Genomic DNA, 18,680 nt, shown 5'->3' with positions numbered 1-18,680 from the left:
ATGTCCGTGTTCCTGACCCTGCTGGCCGCCATCGTGGCGACCGGCGCCTGTGCCTACCACCGCACGAGCCTGCGCACCTGGGCCATCGCCACGGTGGCCGCCACGCTGGTGGTGGGCGTGCTGACCGGCGCCTGGGTGACGATGACCGTGCTGCTGGTCATCGAGCTGCTCATCGCCGTGCCGCTTTTGATGCCCGCCTTCCGCCGCCGCCAGATCAGCGCGCCGCTGCTCAAGCTGTTCGCGCGCGCCACGCCCACGCTCTCGACCACCGAGCAGACGGCGCTGGAGGCCGGCACGGTCGGTTTCGAGGGCGAACTGTTCTCCGGCAAGCCGGACTGGCAGCAACTGCTCAAGCAGCCCAGGCCCGAGCTCAGCACCGAGGAGCAGGCCTTCCTCGACGGCCCGGTGGAAGAACTGTGCGCGATGATCGACGACTGGCAGATCACCCACGAGCTGGCCGACCTGCCGCCGGAGGTCTGGGCGTTCATCAAGAAGAACAAGTTCTTCGGCATGATCATTCCCAAGCAGTACGGCGGCCTGCAGTTCTCCGCGCTGGCGCATTCGGCGGTACTGCAGAAGCTGTCGACGGCGTCGGCGACGGTGTCCTCCACGGTGGCCGTGCCGAACTCGCTGGGGCCGGCCGAACTGCTGCTGCACTACGGCACCGAGGAGCAGAAGAACCATTACCTGCCGCGCCTGGCCGTCGGCGAAGAGATCCCCTGTTTCGCATTGACCGGCCCCTACGCCGGCTCCGACGCCACCTCGATTCCCGATTACGGCATCGTCTGCAGGCAGATGGTCGACGGCGTCGAGACGCTGGGCGTGAAGCTCAACTTCGACAAGCGCTACATCACGCTGGCGCCGATCGCGACAGTGATCGGCCTGGCCTTCCGCATGTACGACCCGGAGCACCTGCTCGGCGAGACCGAAGACCTGGGCATCACGCTGGCGCTGCTGCCGCACACGACCCCGGGCCTGGAGGTCGGCCGTCGCCACTTCCCGCTCAACATCCCGTTCCAGAACGGCCCGGTCCGCGGCAAGGACGTGTTCGCGCCACTGTCGACCATCATCGGCGGGCCGCAGATGGCCGGCCACGGCTGGCGCATGCTGGTCGAGGTGCTGTCGGTGGGACGCGCCATCTCGCTGCCCTCCAACGCGACCGGCGCGATGCGCGCCTCGGCCGCGGCGACCGGCGCCTACGCGCGCATGCGCAAGCAGTTCGGCCTGGCGATCGCGCGCTTCGAGGGCGTGGAAGAGGCGCTGGCGCGCATCGGCGGCCTGACCTATGCCACCGCGGCGCTTTCGCGCTCCACCGCGGCGGCGGTCGATCGCGGCGAGAAGCCCGCGGTGACCTCGGCCATCGCCAAGTACCACGCTACTGAATGGGCGCGCCAGGTCGCCAGCGACACGATGGACGTGCACGGCGGCAAGGCGGTGCAGCTGGGCCCGAAGAACTACGCCGCGCGCGGCTGGGAGAGCGTGCCGATCGCGATCACGGTGGAAGGCGCGAACATCATGACGCGCAGCCTGATGATCTTCGGCCAGGGCGCGATCCGCTGCCATCCGTACGTGCTCAAGGAAATGCAGGCGCTCTCCATCGCCGACTACGGCGAGAAGCTGCGGACCTTCGATCGGCTGCTGTTCGGCCACGTCGGTTTCGGCATCTCCAATGCCGTGCGCAGTTTCGTGCTGGGCATCACTGGCGCGACCATCGGCCAGAGCGCGGGCGATGCCTACACGCGCCGCTTCTACCGCAAGCTCGACCGTTACTCGGCCGCGCTCGCGCTGTGCGCCGATGTGTTCATGGGCGTGCTGGGCGGCAAGCTGAAGTTCAAGGAGAAGCTCTCCGCGCGGCTGGGCGACGTGCTGTCGTATCTGTACATCGCCAGCGCCATGCTCAAGCGCTATGAGGACACCGGCCGCCCGGAAGCGGATCGTCCGCTGCTGGCCTGGGCCTTCCACGAATGCATGTGGCGCACGCAGATGGCGCTGGACGGGGCGATCCGCAACTTCCCGGTCAAGCCGGTGGGCTTCCTGCTGCGTGTGCTGGTGTTTCCGTTCGGTCGCCGCGAGGTGCCGCCTTCCGATCGCCTGGGCCGCCGCGTGGCCGCTATCCTCACCGCGCCGGGCGAGGCACGCGACCGCCTGATCGACTGGGTCTACCTCACGCCCACGCCGAACAACACCATCGGCCGCATGAACGCATTGCTGCCCGACGTGATCGCCGCCGAGCCGGTCGAACGCAAGTTCGGCAAGGCGCTCAAGGCCGGCCAGCTTGAGGCGCACGACTACGAAGGCCAGTTGGCCGAAGCGGTGCGCGAAGGCGTGATCACCGAGGCCGAGGCCGCGCTGCTCAAGCGCGTGCGCGATGGCGTGTTCGAGTTCATCTCGGTGGATGACTTCGATCCGTCCGAGCTGGGCGCCGCGGTGACCCGGGCGGACAAGAAGCCGCGCTCGGTGGCAGTGGCCTGACCGCCTGACGGTCCCGGGCAGGGTGGGGCCCAGGTCGGCTCCATCTCGCCCGGCGCCTCTTTGAGTGATGGCCGGGCAGGGTGCGGTCTCGAGGCCTCTTTTCGAGGATCGGAGAAGGCGCCGGTTCGGGGAGAGTCGGCGCGGCCCGGTGCCTCGCATGACGGTGCGCGGGCGTCACCGGTCGCTGCCTCACAGGCGCTGCACGGCGGTTCGGGGCACAGCGAACGCCTTGCTGTTCCGCAGCATTACATCGTCGAGCAATTGGGCTATGTTTCTGGCCGTTTGGTTTAGATCGATCTAAACCGCCGAGTCGGTAGGGGCTGACGAAGGCGATCCAGGTCGAGTGCAGGGGAAGCGGTTTGCTCTGAATTTGTAACGATCTAAATTCTCTCGGGAGGGGAACCATGAAAAGCCCATTCGTGCCGGTCACGCTGTTGACCGCGGCGGTCCTGGCAGCGCTTTACTGCGGCAATGCCCAGGCGCAGACACAGGATCCGCAGAACCAGTCCCAGCAGGGCCAGGCCGACACCGGCGCCCCGGCGCAGCCGGATCAGGCCGTCTCGCTGTCGAAGGTCCAGGTCACCGGCTACCGCTACTCGATCGAAAAGAGCCTGGACCAGAAGCGCGAGGCCAATGCGATCGTCGAGGTCATCACCGCCGAAGACGTCAGCAAGTTCCCCGACAAGAACGTGGCCGACGCGCTGCAGCGCGTGCCCGGCGTGATCATTTCGCGCGACGGCGGCGAAGGCAAGAATGTCAGCGTCCGCGGCCTGTCGTCCGAACTCACGTTGACCGAGTTGAACGGCAACTACATCGCCACCGCCGAATCCAACGGCGATCCGACCCGTTCCTTCAACTACACCTTGCTGCCGTCGAACATGCTCTCGAGCGCCGAGCTGTTCAAGACGCCGGAGGCGCGCATCGACGAAGGCGGCATCGGCGGCACGGTGATCCTGCACACGCGCCGCCCGCTGGAGATGGAAGCGAACACCGGCTTCGTCTCCGCCGAAGGCACCTGGGCCGACACGACCAAGAAGACGGACGGCCAGTTCTCCGGCCTGTACTCGTGGCACGACAAGGCTGAGCGCTTTGGTTTCCTCATCGGCTACACCAACCAGAAGCGCACCACGCGCACCATGGGCGCCAGTACCGAAAACTGGCAGTGGTACGGCGATGACTACGACGCCCACCCTGCCACCGACGTCAACGGCCAACCTTCGGGCATGACCTCCTACTGGTGGGGTCAGTCCGGCTTCAACGACCAGAACCATCCCTACACCGGCACCTTCCAGGATGGCTGGCCCACGGAGTGCGGCTATTACTGCAACTTCATGATGCCGACCTCGGTGAACTTCAACGTCACCAACGAGGACCGCGAGCGCAAGGGCGGGCAGGTGACGCTGCAGTTCCGGCCGATCGACAACCTCACGCTGACGGCCAACTACTTCCGCTTCGACCTGTCGCAGGATTCCCAGACCAACACGCTGAAGATCCCGGAGTGGAACCTGGCCCGCTACGCCGGCGACGGCAACTGGCCCGGCGGGCGCATGCTCGACGGGCTGACCTTCGATCCCAGCGGCACCATCGTCACCGGCGCCAATTACTCGGTGCATCCGGGCAAGACCTACTACTGCAGCGGCGATGAGGCGGCCGCGGGCGGACTGACCAATACCGGCGGCTTCGGCCCGGACGATTGCAGCATCCCGACCCCGCAGATCACCGGCAGCTACAACCACGAAAAGGCGCTGTCGCAGACCGCGGACATCGGTGCCGAGTGGGTGGGCGAGTCGTTCGACGCCAGCGTCAAGGCCGGTCGCACGTGGGCCAGCGGCGGTCCGGAACTGCAGATAACGGTGCCGATCAAGCCACGCCGGCAGAACGCGTCCGGTGACTACGACCTGGGCAACTATATGAGCGCCTGGAGCCTGGCCGGTACACCGACGATGACGTTCTCGCCGGAGCTGATGGCCAACCTCCGCAACGGCATCGGCGAAGTCGACCTCGGCTCGACGAGCTCCTCGTGGACCCGCAACGAGACCAAACAGAAGTACGCCCAGGCCGATTTCACCTGGCACGCCTATGGCGACTGGATGGACTCGCTGCAGTTCGGCGTGAAGTATCGCAATGGCGGCACCCATCGCAGCACCGGCAACAACTACTGGGTCTGCCAGGGCACCGATCCGGCTGACTACGACAATCGCTTCCAGAACGGCTGCGATCCCACCGCCTCGGTGTTCCAGCCGCAGTTCCTGTACGGGCAGCCGCTGGGCAACCTCGCCGGCGGCATCAACGCCAGTTCGTTCCCGGCGATCAACTACCCCGCCTACGTCGCCTACCTCAACCAGGCCTACGGGGCGATGCAGACCCGCAACGAGGACAACTTCATCTACAACGTGGGCGAGAAGATCTACTCCGGCTACGTGCAGCTCAACTTCAAGACCGAGCGCCTGCGCGGCAACGTCGGCGTGCGCCTGGCGCGCACGCGACAGCATGCCGATTCGACCGATCAGGTCGATTACTACAACGACTATTTCTTCGATGGCGCCGACGGCAATCCGGCACCCTGCCAGACCGGCAACCTGCCGGCGGCCGGCGCGCCGGCCGGCTCCGGTTGCGTCAGCGGCTTCACTACGCTGCCTGACAGCCAGACCAACCCGGCTACCGGGCATGTCTCCTCGTTCGTGGTCAGTTCGCTCGACCGCACCTATACCGACGTGCTGCCCAGCTTCAACGTCGCCTACGACCTGACCGACGACCTGGTACTGCGCGGCGCGGCGTCCAAGGTGATCTCGCGCCCGAGCTATAACGACATCGCCGCGCCCGGCGGCCTGCAGTACTACAGTCCCGAATACGTCAACGACCGCCGCCTGATCGGTGGCGGCGACGAAGTGGGCTGGTACGGCGCCGGCAGCAACAAGAGCCTGGAGCCGTACAAGGCCACCCAGTACGACCTGGGCCTGGAGTGGTACTTCCATCCCGGCTCGGTGCTCGGTGTCGACGTGTTCCGCAAGGACGTCAGCAACTTCTCGGTGCCGGTGGTGCAGGATGTATCGATGGACGTCGGCGGCGAGAGCGTGACGGTGCAGAACTACTCGACCACCGCCGGCGGCCGCGATGGCGTCTCCAAGGGCGTCGAGCTGTACGCGCAGCACACGCTGGATTTCGGCCTCGGCTTCCAGGTGAACTACACCTACAACAAGACCAACGAGGCGGCGATCACCCTGGAGGACGGCACTGAGATCGGCACCTCGCCGCTGGTCGGCAGTGCGAAGAACCAGGCCAACTTCACCGTGTTCTACGAGACCGAGCGCTTCCTGGCGCGCGCGTCCTACAACCGTCGCGGCGAAGTGGTGGACGGCTTGGTGAACGGCCTGAACGTCTACGAGGAGCCCTACCAGCAGATCGACCTGAACGCGGCGTACAACATCACCAAGGCGTTCACGGTGACTGCGTCGGTGCTCAACCTCACCAAGGAAGAGTCGCGCTCGCATCTGGGCAACGACACCAGGGCGCGCTTCTACTCCAACGGCTACGCCGGGCGCATCGTCTACATGGGCCTGACGTACAAGTTCTAGGGAGGCTTTCACCCCGTGCCGCGAGGCACGGGGAACCTTCCAACGGCAGTCGCCTGTACTCCCCGGGCGCTGCCGTTTTCTTGTGTGCATCCCACGCGAAGGCAGCAGCGATGGACGACAACCGCATCCGCAACATCGTCGTCGTGGGCGGCGGCAGTGCCGGCTGGACCGCGGCGGCGGCGCTGGCCACCTACCTGGGCAAGGGCGCCCGCATCCGCCTGGTCGAGTCGGAGGAGATCGGCATCGTCGGCGTGGGCGAGTCCACCGTGCCGTTCATGAAGACCTTCAACGCCCAGGTGCTGGGCATCCGGGAGGCCGACTTCGTCGCGCAGACGCAGGGCACGTTCAAGCTCGGCATCCAGTTCAACGACTGGGGGCGCATCGGCGACAGCTACGTGCACGGCTTCGGCACCATCGGTCGCTCGCTGGGACCGCTGCCGTTCCACCAGTACTGGCTCAAGTTGTTCCTCGCCGGACGTGCGCCCGACATCGGCGCCTTCTCGCTGCCGACCGTCGCGGCCCCGCTCAACCGGTTCACCACCGGCGCGGCCGATGCGCCGCCCGGTTCGCCGCTGGCGGACATCGCCTACGGCTACCAGTTCGACGCCGGACGGTATGCGCGCTACCTGCGCGAGCTGGCCGAACGCCGGGGCGTGCAGCGCATCGAGGGCCGCATCGTCGACGTCGTCCAGCGCGGCGATGACGGCTTCATCGGGGCCGTGGTGCTGCAGGGCGGCGAGCGCATTGAGGGCGAGTTGTTCATCGACTGCTCGGGTTTCCGTGGCCTGCTGATCGAACAGACCTTGAAAACCGGTTACGACGACTGGAGCCAATGGCTGCCCTGCGACCGCGCGATGGTCGTGGCGTGCGAAAGCGCCGGGCCGCTGACGCCCTACACGCGCGTGACCGCGCGCGCGGCGGGCTGGCAGTGGCGTATTCCGCTGCAGCACCGCACGGGCAACGGCTACGTGTATTCCAGCCGGCACATCAGCGACGACGAAGCTGCCGCGAGCCTGCTCGAAACCCTCGACGGCACGGCGCTGGGCGAGCCGCGACCGCTGCGTTTCACGCCCGGCAGGCGCAAAAAGTTCTGGCAAAAGAACGTCGTCGCCGTCGGCTTGGCGGGCGGCTTCATGGAACCGCTCGAATCGACCGCCATCTACCTCGCGCAGTCGGGCATCCAGCGCCTGCTCGGGCTGTTCCCGACGCGCCAGTTCGACCCGATGCTGGCCGATCGCTTCAACCGCGAGTCCGCCTTCGAGCACGAACGCGTGCGGGATTTCCTCGTGCTGCACTACCACGCGACCGAGCGCAACGACACGCCGTTCTGGGACCACTGCCGCACGATGGCCATCCCGGACCCGCTGCGCGGGGCGATCGAGCTATTCCGGAGCGACGGCCGCTATTTCCGCAACGGCGAGGACTTCTTCGCGCTGCCGAGCTGGGTGCAGGTGATGCTCGGCCAGCGCATCGTGCCGCAGGGCTACCATCCCATCGTCGACGAGGTACCCGAGGCGGATCTGGTCGCTTTCGTCGAGCGCGCGCGCCGGAGGATTGCCGCGTGCGTGGAAGCCATGCCATCGCACCGGGACTACATCGACGAGCACTGCAAGGCGCTCATGGCCTGAGGCGATACCAGACGCAAAAGCAACGTCGAGAACCCGCTGGCTCTCCCGCGTGTTTGGTTCCGCGCTCCCTGTCAAGAGTTGGGGCGTCATTCCCGCGAAAGCGGGAGCCCATCTTCGCCCTGGCGGAACAGCAACGTGAATGGCCGCTTTCGCGGGAATGACGTCCGGTAGGGGTATCCGATGTTCCCTGTAGGAGCGCACTTGGGCGCGACCGCCATGCCCGAGGCCAACCCGCGGCTGCGGTCGCGCCCAAGTGCGCTCCTACAAAGGTTGGTGCAGGCCGGAGCTCACAGGTTCCTTGCAACCAAGGCCCGCGCGTCAGTCCGCCAGCACGCAGCGGTTCTTGCCGCCGTCCTTGGCCCGGTACAACGCCCGGTCGGCGGCCTGGATCAGCGCCTCGTCGCTGGGCACCTGCGCACTCCACGGCGCGACGCCGATGCTGGCGCTGACATGGGCCACGACGGCGCCCTGCGGCGACACCAGCGGGTAGGGCTCGGCCAGGCTGGCGCCCAGTTCCTCGCAGCGACGCAGCAGCACCGGCAGCTCCTGCATCTCGCCCACGATCAGCGCGAACTCGTCGCCGCCCAGCCGCGCGACCGTGTCGCCGACGCGCAGGTTGAGCTTCAGCCTCGCGGCGATCGCCTGCAGCAGCGCATCGCCGGCGGGATGGCCGTGGCGGTCGTTGATGCCCTTGAAGCCGTCGATGTCCAGCAGTACCAACGCGAAGCCCGGGCCACCCTCGAGCGCATGGCGCAGTGCGGCGCCCAGCCGGTCGTGGAACAGCACGCGGTTCGGCAGGCCGGTCAGCATGTCGTGGGTCGCCTGGTGGCGCACCTGCGCCTCGACGCGCTCGCGCTCGGCGATCTCCTGCTGCAGCTGGTGGTTGCGCTCGGACAGCTCCTCCAGGGTCAGTTCCAGCTTCGCGCGCGCGGCGTAGAGCTCCAGGAACACGCGCACCTTCGATTGCAGGATCACATCGTTGATCGGCTTGGCGATGTAGTCCACTGCGCCGGAGCGGTAGCCCTTGAGCCGATTCAGGTCGTCCGCGTAGGCGGCGGTGACGAAGATGATCGGTGTCTCGTGCAGCTGATCGGCCTCGGTCAGCAGCGAAGCCACCTCGAAGCCGTCCATGTCCGGCATGTTGACGTCCAGCAGGATCAGTGCGAATTCGTGGTCCAGGCACAGCGCGAGCGCCTCGTTGCCGCTGCCGGCCTCGTACAGGTCCGCGCCGGCGTGGGCCAGCAGGCGGCGCATCGCCACCAGGTTGGCGGGGGTGTCGTCGACCACCAGGATCTTCGGTCGCGTCGTGTCGGTCATGCGCGGTGGGCCAGTTCGTTGAGCAGCGGCGCGATGCGCGCCAGGGGCAGGCAGTGGTCGGCGCCGGCCTGGTCGAGCGCGGCTTGCGGCATCGCCGGTGCGAGCGCCTCGGCCGGGTCCTGCACGATGGCCAGGCCGCCGGCCTGGCGGATCCGGGCCAGGCCCTGCGCGCCATCGGCGCTGGCGCCGGTCAGCATCACGCCGGCCAGGCCCGCGCCGTAGGCATCCGCGGCGCTCTCGAACAGTACGTCGATCGACGGGCGCGAATAGTGCACCGGTTCATCTACGGAGTAGGCGAAACAACGGTCGCGCTCGATCAGCAGATGATAACCGGCCGGGGCCAGATGGATGATGCCGGCCTCCACCGGCCAGCGCTCGCGCGCCTCGCGCACCGGCAGCCGCGCGTGCCGTGCCAGCAGCGGCCCGAGCAGGCCGGTGCCCGGCTCAGCGCTGTGGCTGCACACGATCACCGGCAGCGGAAGCGGCGGCGCGAGCGCGTGCAGCAGGGGCTTGAGCGCGCCCAGCCCGCCGGCCGAACAGCCGATCACGATCGCCTCAAGCCGTGCCATCGGGTATGCGAAACACGTTGCGGCGGTAGATCCGAAGATCGGCATCGAGCGCGGTGAAGTCCGCCGCACTGGGCGCGAACTCCAGGCTCTCGCGCAGCCCCAGGCACAGGAAGCCGCCGCGCACCAGGCTGTCGCGGAACATCCCCAGCACACGGTCCTGCAGCGGGTTGGCGAAGTAGATCAGCACGTTGCGGCAGAGCACCAGTTGCGCCTCGCAGAACACCTTGTCGGTGACCAGGTTGTGGTTGGCGAAGCTGACGTTGCGGCGCAGGCGCTGGTCCAGCTTGATGAACTCGTAGCGCGCGCTGTAGTAGTCGGCCAGCGAGTGGCGCCCGCCGGCCTCCAGGTAGTTGCGCGACCACGCCTGCGCGGCGCGGGCGGGGTAGATGCCCTCCTGCGCGCGCCTGAGCGCGGCCGGGTTGAAGTCGGTGGCATAGATCTGGCAACGGTCGTAGAGGCCTTCCTCTTCGAGCAGGATGGCGAGCGAGTACACCTCCTGCCCGCTGGCGCAGCCGGCCTGCCAGATGTTGATGCGCGGCCAGGAAGCAAGCAGCGGCAGCACCTGCTCGCGCAGCGCGCGGAACACCGGCGGGTCGCGGAACATGTCCGACACCGGCACCGACAGCCCTTCGATCACCTCGAACACGAACTCCGGCTCGTGCAGCAGGCGGCCGGTCAGCGCGCTGATGGTGCCGGTGCCGTGCGTCTGCACCAGCTGGCGCACGCGCCGGCGCAGCGAGGCGGGCGCGTAATGGCCGAAGTCGTAGCCGTGGCGCTGGCGCAGGGCGCGCACGAACAGCTCCACCTCGATGTCTTCCAGCGCGGGGTCGATCAGGTCCATCGCGCGGCGCTCAGTGCGGCAGCCACACGCGCAACAGCGAGGCGAGCTTGTCGATGTCCACGGGCTTGGAGAGGTAGTCGCTGGCGCCGGCCTCCAGGCACTTCTCGCGGTCGCCGCGCATCGCCTTGGCGGTCAGCGCGATGATCGGCAGGTCGGCGAAGGCCAGCTGCGCGCGGATCGCGCGCATCGTCTCGTAGCCGTCCATGCCCGGCATCATGATGTCCATCAGCACCAGCTCGGTGGATGGGTTGTCCTCCAGCGCCTTGAGCGCCTTGTGGCCGTCCTGCGCCATGGCCACCGCCAGGCCCCAGCCGCGCATCACCTTCGACAGCGCGAACAGGTTGCGCATGTCGTCGTCGACCAGCAGCACGCGGCGGCCTTTCAGTTCCTCGCCCGGCGGCGGCTGCTCGGCGGCACGGCGTGGCGCGTGCTGGATCGAGTGCAGGAACAGGCTGACCTCGTCCAGCAGCCGCTCGGGCGAGCGGGCGCCCTTGACCACGATGGCGTCGGTGTACTGGCGCAGCCTGAGGTTATCTTCGCGGCTCAGGTCGCGGCCGGAATAGATCACCACCGGGGGCACGCCGGCGGGCGTGGCGGCCAGGTGTTCGAGCAGTTCCATGCCGGACATGCCAGGTAGACCAAGGTCCAGCACGATGCAGTCGTACTTCGCCTCGCCGGTCATGCGCAGCGCGACCTCCGCCGAATCGGCCTCGTCGATCTCCACGCCGTCGCGGCGCAGCATCGTGCGCACGGCCGTGCGCGAGGCGGCATCGTCGTCCACCACCAGCAGGCGACGCGTATTGCCTTCGGCGAAGTGCAGCAGGCGCTCGAACGCCCCGTTGATCGCCTCGCGGCTGACCGGCTTGGTGAGGAAGCCCACGGCACCCAGCTCGCGTCCGCGGCCGGCCTCGTCGGTCGCGGAGATGAAATGCACCGGGATGTGGCGCGTGGCCTCGTCGGCCTTGAGGCGCTCCATCACGGTCCAGCCATCCATGCCGGGCAGCATCACGTCCAGCAGGATGCCGGTGGGGCGATATTCGCGTGCCAGCGCCAGGCCGCTCTCGCCGTCGGCAGCGGCCAGCACGTGGTGGCCATTGCGCCGGATCATGTCGGCCAGGATGCGGGCGAACGCCGGGTCGTCCTCGACCAGCAGGATCACCGTGTCGCCCGCCGCCAACTGGCCGCGGTCGTCCTCGATCGCTTCGGGCAGCAACGCGCTGGTATGCGCGCGCGGCGCCGGCGCGGGGGCGTGCGGGGGCGTCGTCGTGGCGGGCGGGGTAGCGACCGCTGGCGCGCTCTCCGGCAGCAGCACGGTGAACGTGCTGCCTTCGCCCGGGGTGCTGCGCAGCACGATGTCGCCGCCCAGCAACGCGGCGATGCGCTTGCAGATCGCCAGGCCCAGGCCGGTGCCGCCGTACTGCCGGCTGGTGCCGGCATCGACCTGTTCGAAGGCCTGGAAGATGCGCTCGAACTTCTCGGGCGCAATGCCGATGCCGCTGTCGCTGACCTCGATGGCCAGCAATGGCTGGCCGAGCAGGGCGGGCGGGATGCGCGTATCGGGACCGGGGCGCCCGATGCGCACCTGCACGCCACCACGGGCGGTGAACTTGAACGCGTTGCCCAGCAGGTTGTTGGCGACCTGTTCCAGTCGCGCGCTGTCGGTGTGCAGTGCCGGCGGTACGCCCTGGTCCACCTGCACCTCGAACGCCAGGCCTTTTTCCTGCGCCACGTGGGCGAAGGTGCGCCTGAGCGCGCGCGCGAACACCGCCAGCGGCAGTTCGTCGATGACCAGTTCCATCTTGCCGGCCTCGATCTTGGACAGATCCAGGATGTCGTTGATCAGCCGCAGCAGGTTGGAACCGGCGTCGTGGATGATCCGCGACGACTCGACCTGCTCCTCGTCCAGGTTGCCGCCGTCGTTGTCGGCCAGGCTGCGCGAGAGGATCAGCAGGCTGTTGAGCGGCGTGCGCAGCTCGTGCGACATGTTGGCCAGGAAGTCGGACTTGTATTGGCTGGCGCGCTCCAGCTCCAGCGCCTTCTGTGCCGTTTCGTGCTGCAGCGCCTCCAGTGCCTGCTTCTGCTGTTTGAGGATGTCGCCCTTCTCGCGCAGTTCCTCGTTGGACGCCTGCAGCTCCTCGGTCTGCACGCGCAGCTCTTCCTCCGAGACCGTCAGGCGCTGGGACTGCTCCTCCAGTTCGCGCGTCTTGGTGTGCAGGGCGGCGTTGGCGTCGCGCAGGCCCTGTTGCTGCTGGCGCAAGGCTTCCTCGGAGCGGCGCAGATGGTCGGCCTGCTCGCGGGTCTGTTCGAGCAGCTCCTGGGTGGCGATGGCGCGGTTGAGGTTTTCCTGGGTCAGGCCGACGATCGGCAGCAGTTCGTCCAGGAACTGGTGGCACAAGGGTGCGATGGGCCCGAAGCTGGCCAGCTCCAGCACGCCGACCAGGCGTCCGCGGAACAGTACCGGCAGTATCAGCACGTGGGCGGGCGACGCTTCGCCGGCGCCGGAGTGGATGCGCAGGTAACGTCCGGGCACCTCGTCCAGTGCGATCGGCTTGCGCTCGATCACGCACTGGCCGACCAGCCCCTCGCCCGGCACGTAGGCCTCGACCGGGTCCCACGACTGGCGCAGGCCGTAGCTACCCAGCAGATCGAGCCGTTCGCTGGCCGTGTCGTAGCCGTAGTAGAGCGCCACGCCGGCCTTGACCAGTGGCGCGACCTCGCTGGTCAGTGCCGCGCCAAATTCGTGATGAGTGGTCACTTCCTGCAGGCGCTGGACCACCCGCGAGACCTCGGTCTTGAGCCAAGTCTGCTCGCTGGAGGCAATCGCCATGCGCTTGAACACTTCCAGCGCACGCGCGATCTGTCCGATCTCGTCGTGGCGCCCCTGGCGGGTGACGACAATGGAGTGATCGTGCGCCGCAAGGCGGGACATCAGCGTGGTCATCTGCAGCAGCGGCCGGGTGACGATGCGCCGCGTCAGTTGCACCACGTAGGCGCCGTAGAGCAGGGAAATCACCGCGGCCAGGGCGTTGAAGATGCGCATCAGCTGCAGCGTGTGCTCCAGCCGCGCGTTGCGCTCGGCCAGCAGCGCCTCTTCGGTGTTGCCCATCTGGCCCAGTACGGCCATGACGTCCGGCACCGTCACCGTGCGGTTGGCCGTCAACGCCTGTTGCAGGCGCTCGCGCGCAGCCGCATCGGTATTGCCGCGGCTGATCGGGGTGACGACGTAGCTGACGATCTCGCGACGCCAGCGCGTGGCCAGCGTTTCGGCGCGATCCAGCCGCGCCTGCTGCACCGGGTTGTCGGCGGTGAGCGTACGCAGGGCTCTCAGCCCGGCTGCCAGCGAACGGCCACCTTGTTCGAAGCTGGCCAACTCCTCGTTGCTCTGTCGCAGCATGTAGCCGCGTGCGCCCAGTTGCGCGGTCAGGATCGCCTGTTTGGCCGCGCCGATCTGCAGTAACACACGGCTGGTGTGTTCGGTCCAGTGGCGGTTGCGGGTCTGCTCCTGCAGCGAGTAGAGCGTGGCCAGGTTGGCGAGCAGGAACACCACCAGCAGCGGCCCGATCACCAGCAGCATCTTGCGCTGTGTGGGCAGGTGGGACAGCCAGGAGTAGCGGGAGGGATCGCGTCGGGATTCGTCGGGTGTCGCTGCCGGCATGCGTGTGTCGCCGTGGTTGCGTTAGCCGTGGGTATCGCCGCCACGGCTCGCAATGCCCGTCGGCGACGGGTCCAGATTAGCTGCCCGGGGTGGGCAAGGGTAGGGAAGCGGCCAGCGGTTCGACGGCCTGGCGGCGCCAGCGCGGCGGCACGATCAGCCCGCGCCGCAGGGCCACCGCCAGCAGCATGGCCGACACCAGCAAGCACAGCACCAGGGCGATCACCGACGCCTCGGCACCGAACACGCCGCCGCTCAGCCAGTCCGGACCGCTACGGGTGGAGACCAGCCAGCCGTCGGCCTTGGTGCCGGAAACGGGGATGCCGTAGACCGTGCCCTGCACGAAATTCCAGGCCGCGTGCAGACCCATGCAGATCCACAGCGAGCGGGTCACCAGATAGAGCAGGCCGAACAGGATGCCCGCCTCAATGGCGATTGCCAGCCCGGCCCACAGGGTGGCGCCCGGGTTGTTGAGGTGCACCGCGCCGAAGAACAGCGCCGAGACCAGCAAGGCAGCCCAGGTGCCCAGGCCCTCCTCGACGAGGCGGTAGAGCACGCCGCGGAACATGATCTCCTCGCCGATGCCGGCACCCAGCCCCACCGTCAATGCGGCGAGCAGCCAGTGGGCTTCGGGGTTGGTGCCGACGATGTCATAGCTGCCGAGCAGCCAAAGGGCGCCGACGATGGCGCTGAACAGCAGCGCGCCCGCCGCCAGGCCGAGTCCTCCCTCGGGTGCGAGGCGGCGCAGCGCCAGCTCCCGCACCGGCCGGCGCTCGACCAGTTTGACCATTGCCAGGTAGGCGAGCAGCGGACCCAAGGCGCGGAAGCCGAACTCACGCAGGCCCTTGGCGATCGGGCTATCGGCCGGGCCATGCGGCAGCAACCCGAACAACATGCTGGCGGCTACCATCAGCGCGATGAACAACACCAGCCGGGCTACCGGCGAGAACACCAGCCAGCGCTGCCAGCGCGGGGCCTGGGCGGGTGTAACGAAGGCGAGGCGGTAGCCGTGCATGTAATTCCCCTGTGTGGAGGGCGCACGCTAGCAGCGACCGCGGCGCTGTCCCAGTGGAGGAGGTCATGCCGGCAAGGCAGGGCTAGACTTCGACCGAGGTCGCGTGCTCGCGCGTGGCCGAGAAGCGCACCTTCGGCCAGCGCTCCTGCGCCAGCTGCAGGTTGACCCGCGAGGGTGCCAGGTACACCAGCTCGCCCGCGGCATCGATGCCAAGGTTCATCGCGTTCTTCTCGCGAAATTCCTCGAGCATCTTCGGATCGTCGCAATGCACCCAGCGCGCGGTCGCCACGCCGACCGGATCGAACGAGGCGTCGACGCCGTATTCGTCCTTCAGGCGATACGCGACCACGTCGAACTGCAGCACGCCGACCGCACCCAGCACCAGGTCGTTGCTCATCAGCGGACGGAAGAACTGGGTGGCGCCTTCCTCGGACAACTGCGCCAGGCCTTTCTGCAGCGCCTTCATCTTGAGCGGATCGCGCAGCCGCGCGCGGCGGAACAATTCGGGCGCGAAGTTGGGAATGCCGGTGAACGACACCGGCTCACCCTCGGTGAAGGTGTCACCGATGGAAATCGTGCCGTGGTTGTGCAGCCCGATCACGTCGCCGGGATAGGCGCTTTCGACGATCTCGCGGTCGCTCGCCATGAAGGTCAGCGCATTGGCGATGCGCACGTCCTTGCCAGTGCGCGTCTGCACCATCTTCATGCCGGCCGAATAGGTGCCCGAGCACACGCGCATGAACGCCACGCGGTCACGGTGCGCCGGGTCCATGTTGGCCTGGATCTTGAACACGAAGCCGGTCAGCTTCTCCTCCTCCGGCGTCACCTGCCGGCCCAGCGTGCTGCGCGGGCGCGGGCTGGGTGCGTGCTCGACGAAGAAGTCCAGCAGCAGCTGCACGCCGAAGTTGTTCACCGCCGAACCGAAGAACACCGGCGTGAGCTTGCCGGCAAGGTAATCCTCCAGCACGAACGGGTTGGAGGCACCCTGCACCAGCTCCAGCTCGTCGCGCAGCTCGGCCAGCATCTGGGCGCCGACCGCCGCTTCCAGGCCGGGCGCGTCCAGGCCCTTGAAGATGGTCGAGTCCTGCCGGGTGAAGTTCTTGCCCGGTTCGTAGACGTGCACCTCGTCCAGCAGCAGGTGGTAGACGCCCTTCAGGCGCTTGCCCATGCCGATCGGCCAGGTCACGGGGGTGCAGGCGATGCCGAGCACCGACTCGACCTCGTCCAGCAGCTCGATCGGCGAACGGCCCTCGCGGTCGAGCTTGTTGATGAAGGTCATGATCGGCGTGTCGCGCAGGCGGCACACCTCCATCAGCTTGATCGTGCGTTCCTCCACGCCCTTGGCGCAATCGATCACCATCAGCGCCGAGTCCACCGCGGTGAGCACGCGATAGGTGTCCTCGGAGAAGTCCGCGTGGCCCGGGGTGTCGAGCAGGTTGACGATCTTGCCCTCGTAGGGGAACTGCATCACCGACGAGGTCACCGAGATGCCACGCTCCTTCTCCAGCGCCATCCAGTCGGAGGTCGCGTGGCGCGCGGCCTTGCGGCCCTTGACCGAACCGGCCATCTGGATCGCGCCGCCGAACAGCAGCAGCTTTTCGGTCAGCGTGGTCTTGCCCGCGTCAGGATGGCTGACGATGGCGAAGGTGCGGCGGCGGCGGGTTTCGGACAGGTGCGTGGACATGCTGGGAGCTTCGAATGCGCGAACCGCCGATTGTACCGCGGCACAGGCGTGATCCCTCCCCCGTGTTCGCGGGGGAATGCGCCGGTAGGGGTCTGGAACCCTTCCACCGTTTACGGGGGAAGGTGCCCGCAGGGCGGATGGGGGAGGTCCCGCGAAAGGCTTACCCGGGCATCGCGTCCAAGAGCGCCCCCATCCGCCTGTCGGCACCTTCCCCCGCGTTCGCGGGGGAAGGCTCAATAGGAGGCGTGCCGCGGATCGTTTCCCCGCGTTCGCGTAGCAAGGCTTGGGACGCGGCTTTAGGCGCTCGATCTCTTCAGGGAGGCAGCCCGAGGCGCGATGAGCAGGTCCTCGAAGAACGCCCCGTACGGCTCGGTCGGGTGCGCGATCTGGATCTCCAGCACCCACAGCCCGGCCGAAGGCGTGCCCTCCAGCGTGCCGAGGTCGCCGCCCTTGTGCACCGAGTGTGGGTAGTCGCCCAGGCGATGGCCCTTGATCGCGTGGTTGAAGCGCCAGCCCATCGCCTGCGCGCGTTCGCTGGCGAAGTCGTACAGCGCGCGGCCGCTCAGGCCGTCGTCGCGCCACGTGCGCGCCACTTCGCCGAACAGGGTGCGGGCGGCCTCCGCGCAGGCCTGGTGCTGTGGCGCGTTGCCGATGGCGAAGGTGTCGCCCACGTCGCCCTCGTGCCCATCGAACACCAGCCCCAGGTCGATGAAGTAGATGTCGTTGTCCGCCAACCGGACATCCGGGTTGGAGCGCTGGCGGTAGGTCTTGGTCGTGTTGGCGCCGATGCGGATGATCGGCGGGTGCCAGAGGCGCTCGACGCCATGCTGTGCGAACACCTCGGCCGCGACGGCTTTTGCGTCCTCCTCGCCGATGCCTGGCTGCATCCGCTGGCGGATGTCGTGCAACACGGCCCAGCTTCGCTCGCGGGCCGCCTGCATCAGCGCCGCATCGTAGCGACGACCGACCGCCTCGCGGTTCACGCGGCACCCCGCGCGGCGTCGCGGAAGGTCACGACCAGCACGTCACGGTGTGCCGGTTGCGTGGGATCGACCGGAGTAACCGCAGTGACCCCGTGGAACACGCGCGCGTCGTCCACCAGCGCCGCGTCGAACGGACGGGTGAGGGTGAAGCTGCCGAGCAGGTGACCGTCGGCGGCGTGGATGGTAGTGGTGCCGCTCTCGATGTTGCGGCGGTCGACCAGCAGCACGAGCACATAGTCCACGCCATCGCGGTGTACGCCTTCGGGCGTGGGCTCGCCCGCCTCGTCGGCGCGTGCCTCGATGCGGAACTGGTGGACCTCCACGTGCCAACCGGCCACGCCCGGGGCGAGGGCCCCGAAGCAGCCATGGCAGAACTCGATGATGCGGCGGAGGCTTGGCCCGTCAGCAGTGATGGGCTCGAACCAGCGCTCGATGTCGCCCTGCAGGGTGTTGTAGGTCTTGCTCTGGTAGTGCGGCTGGTGCGCCTGGCGATGGACGCCATCTGCGTCGGCCGAGAAGACCGCGTGGCGGCGACGGCGGTGGCGGCCGGTGGAGGCCAGGTAGGCGTCCGGGGCCAGGTCGTTCCAGCTGGCGGTGAACGCGACCCAGTCGGGCAGGGCGTGCGCGTCGAGCAGCGCCTGCATCGGGCCGGCGGCAACGAAGGCGAAGCCGTCCTGGCGGAGCTGGTCGTGCAGCGCGGGGAGTGCGGCGGTCATGGCTGGGATGGCGGGGAGGGGGCATCAGGATACGCCCGATCTGAACGCCCGCTCCCCTCGGCCATCAGCATGCTGCGATCTGAAGCCCTCTCCCCTCCGGGGAGAGGGTTGGGTGAGGGGGCTGGGCTCGCGGGAAGGCTTGTTCGTGCGTTGAGGGTGTTCTCGTTTGTCGCTCTGTAGCTGGGCTACTGCAGGAGTGGGGGGGGGGGGGGGGCGGGCCCCCCCCCA

General features: G+C 68.0%; 11 protein-coding genes. 3 read left to right on the top strand and 8 right to left on the bottom strand.

Annotated elements, in window-relative coordinates:
- The 3 genes from ACFWZ3_RS09865 (at window position 1) to ACFWZ3_RS09855 (ending at window position 7,675) form a co-directional block, all read left to right on the top strand.
- Complete coding sequence (locus ACFWZ3_RS09865) at window positions 1-2,472, top strand: acyl-CoA dehydrogenase (protein ID WP_439707566.1); 2,472 nt, start codon at window positions 1-3, stop codon at window positions 2,470-2,472.
- A gap of 404 nt (window positions 2,473-2,876) precedes the next feature.
- Window positions 2,877-6,047, top strand: a complete 3,171-nt coding sequence (locus ACFWZ3_RS09860) for a TonB-dependent receptor (protein ID WP_439707565.1) — start codon at window positions 2,877-2,879, stop codon at window positions 6,045-6,047.
- A 110-nt stretch (window positions 6,048-6,157) separates the two neighbouring features.
- Window positions 6,158-7,675 carry a tryptophan halogenase family protein gene (locus ACFWZ3_RS09855; RefSeq protein ID WP_439707564.1) on the top strand — a complete coding sequence of 506 codons (1,518 nt, stop codon included), beginning with the start codon at window positions 6,158-6,160 and terminating at the stop codon, window positions 7,673-7,675.
- Window positions 7,676-7,993: 318 nt separating this feature from the next.
- Here ACFWZ3_RS09855 and ACFWZ3_RS09850 read toward each other — a convergent pair whose 3' ends face one another.
- From ACFWZ3_RS09850 to ACFWZ3_RS09815, 8 genes are all read right to left on the bottom strand, one after another.
- Window positions 7,994-8,992 (bottom strand): diguanylate cyclase domain-containing protein, encoded by a 999-nt coding sequence (locus ACFWZ3_RS09850; protein ID WP_439707563.1) that lies wholly within the window; start codon window positions 8,990-8,992, stop codon window positions 7,994-7,996.
- Window positions 8,989-9,561 carry a chemotaxis protein CheB gene (locus tag ACFWZ3_RS09845; protein ID WP_439707562.1) on the bottom strand — a complete coding sequence of 191 codons (573 nt, stop codon included), beginning with the start codon at window positions 9,559-9,561 and terminating at the stop codon, window positions 8,989-8,991. Before ACFWZ3_RS09845 ends, ACFWZ3_RS09850 begins: the two co-directional genes overlap by 4 nt.
- Entirely contained in the window at window positions 9,548-10,402 is an 855-nt protein-coding gene (locus ACFWZ3_RS09840) for a CheR family methyltransferase (protein WP_439707561.1), read from the bottom strand. Before ACFWZ3_RS09840 ends, ACFWZ3_RS09845 begins: the two co-directional genes overlap by 14 nt.
- 10 nt (window positions 10,403-10,412) lie before the next feature.
- On the bottom strand, window positions 10,413-14,057 hold the full coding sequence (locus ACFWZ3_RS09835; RefSeq protein ID WP_439707560.1) for a response regulator: 3,645 nt from the start codon (window positions 14,055-14,057) through the stop codon (window positions 10,413-10,415).
- 76 nt (window positions 14,058-14,133) lie between these two features.
- Window positions 14,134-15,069: a lysostaphin resistance A-like protein gene (locus ACFWZ3_RS09830; RefSeq protein WP_439707559.1), complete on the bottom strand. Its 936-nt coding sequence runs from the start codon at window positions 15,067-15,069 to the stop codon at window positions 14,134-14,136.
- 82 nt (window positions 15,070-15,151) lie between these two features.
- Entirely contained in the window at window positions 15,152-16,753 is a 1,602-nt protein-coding gene (locus ACFWZ3_RS09825) for a peptide chain release factor 3 (RefSeq protein ID WP_439707558.1), read from the bottom strand.
- A 296-nt stretch (window positions 16,754-17,049) separates the two neighbouring features.
- Window positions 17,050-17,736 (bottom strand): M24 family metallopeptidase, encoded by a 687-nt coding sequence (locus tag ACFWZ3_RS09820; protein WP_439707557.1) that lies wholly within the window; start codon window positions 17,734-17,736, stop codon window positions 17,050-17,052.
- On the bottom strand, window positions 17,733-18,452 hold the full coding sequence (locus ACFWZ3_RS09815; RefSeq protein WP_439707556.1) for a 2OG-Fe dioxygenase family protein: 720 nt from the start codon (window positions 18,450-18,452) through the stop codon (window positions 17,733-17,735). Before ACFWZ3_RS09815 ends, ACFWZ3_RS09820 begins: the two co-directional genes overlap by 4 nt.
- Window positions 18,453-18,680: the final 228 nt, after the last annotated feature.

This window comes from Frateuria sp. GZRR35, assembly GCF_051900415.1.
GTDB lineage: Bacteria > Pseudomonadota > Gammaproteobacteria > Xanthomonadales > Rhodanobacteraceae > Frateuria_A.
The sequence above is the reverse complement of the archived record's forward strand: the minus strand, read 5'-3'. Positions and strand labels throughout refer to the sequence as shown.